The sequence below is a fragment of the Pseudomonas sp. genome (genome assembly GCF_050739655.1).
GTDB lineage: Bacteria > Pseudomonadota > Gammaproteobacteria > Pseudomonadales > Pseudomonadaceae > Aquipseudomonas.
On the sequence record NZ_JBOIBY010000349.1, the window covers coordinates 1 to 1,781 of the forward strand.

Annotated in this window: 2 protein-coding genes, 4 tRNA genes and 1 pseudogene; all 7 read right to left on the reverse strand. The window is 52.0% G+C overall.

From position 1 onward, the window contains the following. Window positions 1-139, reverse strand: a pseudogene (gene rplK, locus ACRESJ_RS17020) (50S ribosomal protein L11); the annotation flags it as partial. Between the two features lie 117 nt (window positions 140-256). After that, window positions 257-790, reverse strand: a complete 534-nt coding sequence (nusG, locus tag ACRESJ_RS17025; RefSeq protein ID WP_431758946.1) for a transcription termination/antitermination protein NusG — start codon at window positions 788-790, stop codon at window positions 257-259. A gap of 9 nt (window positions 791-799) precedes the next feature. After that, window positions 800-1,168 (reverse strand): preprotein translocase subunit SecE, encoded by a 369-nt coding sequence (gene secE / locus ACRESJ_RS17030; protein ID WP_431758947.1) that lies wholly within the window; start codon window positions 1,166-1,168, stop codon window positions 800-802. A 45-nt stretch (window positions 1,169-1,213) separates the two neighbouring features. Further along, window positions 1,214-1,289, reverse strand: a tRNA-Trp gene (locus tag ACRESJ_RS17035). Between the two features lie 160 nt (window positions 1,290-1,449). Further along, window positions 1,450-1,525 (reverse strand) — tRNA-Thr (locus ACRESJ_RS17040). 26 nt (window positions 1,526-1,551) lie between these two features. Continuing rightward, window positions 1,552-1,625, reverse strand: a tRNA-Gly gene (locus ACRESJ_RS17045). 23 nt (window positions 1,626-1,648) lie between these two features. Continuing rightward, a tRNA-Tyr gene (locus ACRESJ_RS17050) sits at window positions 1,649-1,733 on the reverse strand. Between the last annotated feature and the right edge of the window lie 48 nt (window positions 1,734-1,781).

The following is a 1,781-nucleotide window of genomic DNA, read 5'->3' on the forward strand; positions in this document are numbered from 1 at the left end:
GAGTACGGGCGTTGAAAGCCTTGCAGAATTCCATGATGTTCACGCCGTGCTGACCCAGAGCAGGACCAACAGGTGGGCTTGGGTTAGCCTGAGCGGCCTTCACTTGCAGCTTGATGTAAGCGGTAATTTTCTTGGCCATGAGGCACTCCAATTACGGGTTCGAACGCCTCGAAAGGCTCCCCGGTTACTTGCGCGTTTATCCCAGTGACGACAAAACCCCACAGCCTATGGCTGCGGGGTTGGGATGCTTGCCCAGCTAGACCTTTTCGACCTGACTGAACTCCAACTCTACCGGGGTAGAGCGTCCGAAAATGAGCACAGCCACCTGGATGCGACTCTTTTCGTAGTTAACCTCTTCGACCGTGCCGGTAAAATCAGCAAACGGACCGTCGTTAACACGTACCGACTCACCCGGCTCGAACAGCGTTTTCGGCTTAGGCTTATCGCTACCATCAGCGACACGACGCAGAATCGCTTCTGCCTCTTTATCAGTGATCGGCGCAGGCTTATCGGCAGTACCACCGATGAAACCCATCACCCGAGGAGTATCCTTGACCAAGTTCCAAGTACCCTCGTTCATATCCAACTGCACCAGCACATAACCAGGGAAGAACTTACGCTCACTCTTGCGTTTCTGGCCATTACGCATTTCAACCACTTCTTCAGTGGGAACCAGAATCTCGCCGAAGCCATCTTCCATGCCAGCCAGCTTTACACGCTCTATCAGCGAGCGCATGACATGCTTCTCGTAACCGGAGTAAGCATGCACAACATACCAACGCTTAGCCACGGGACACCCTTAGCCGACAATCAAGGAAACAAGCCAGCCGAGCAGGGAATCAAGCCCCCACAACAGCAACGCCATAACCAAAACAACAGCCACTACGATCAACGTGGTCTGCGTGGTTTCTTGGCGAGTTGGCCATACGACTTTACGAATTTCGGTGCGCGCTTCCTTTACCAGTACAAAAAAAGACTTGCCCTTGACCGTCTGCAGACCTACAAAGGCAGCTACAGCAGCAATGACAAGCAACGCAAGTACGCGGTACAGGATCGGCGAAGCAGAGTAATACTGATTGCCAACAACGCCAACAACCACCAAAGCGACCACTACCAGCCACTTGATCAGATCGAAGCGAGAGCCTTGAGCTTCAGCTTTAGGAGTCATCTATGAAGATCCTGTGAAAAGAAAGCCAGACACATTGAGTGAATCTGGCAGGTCAGGAGGGAATCGAACCCCCAACCTACGGTTTTGGAGACCGTCGCTCTGCCAATTGAGCTACTGACCTAGAACAAAATCAGGCCGACCATTATGCCGGCCTGAAAAAGACTTTACAACACTTTACTAAATGACCTTAGCGGCGACCTCGAGGAGACCCTCACCAAACACATCGCGCAACTACAAGCCATTAAAACAAAGGCAGATATTTTCATATCTGCCTTGTTATATGGAGCTCTTGAGCGGATTTGAACCGCTGACCTCACCCTTACCAAGGGTGTGCTCTACCAACTGAGCTACAAGAGCGCAACACCGTGCAAAACCTGCGAACTTGGAGCGGGTAGCGGGAATCGAACCCGCATCATCAGCTTGGAAGGCTGAGGTTCTACCACTAAACTATACCCGCGGAGCTTGCAGCTCACGCTAAAATGGTGGAGGGGGAAGGATTCGAACCTTCGAAGTCGTAGACGTCAGATTTACAGTCTGATCCCTTTGGCCGCTCGGGAACCCCTCCTAAGCGAGCCGGCATTCTACATCATGCCAGCCTTCTGTCAAGCATTTT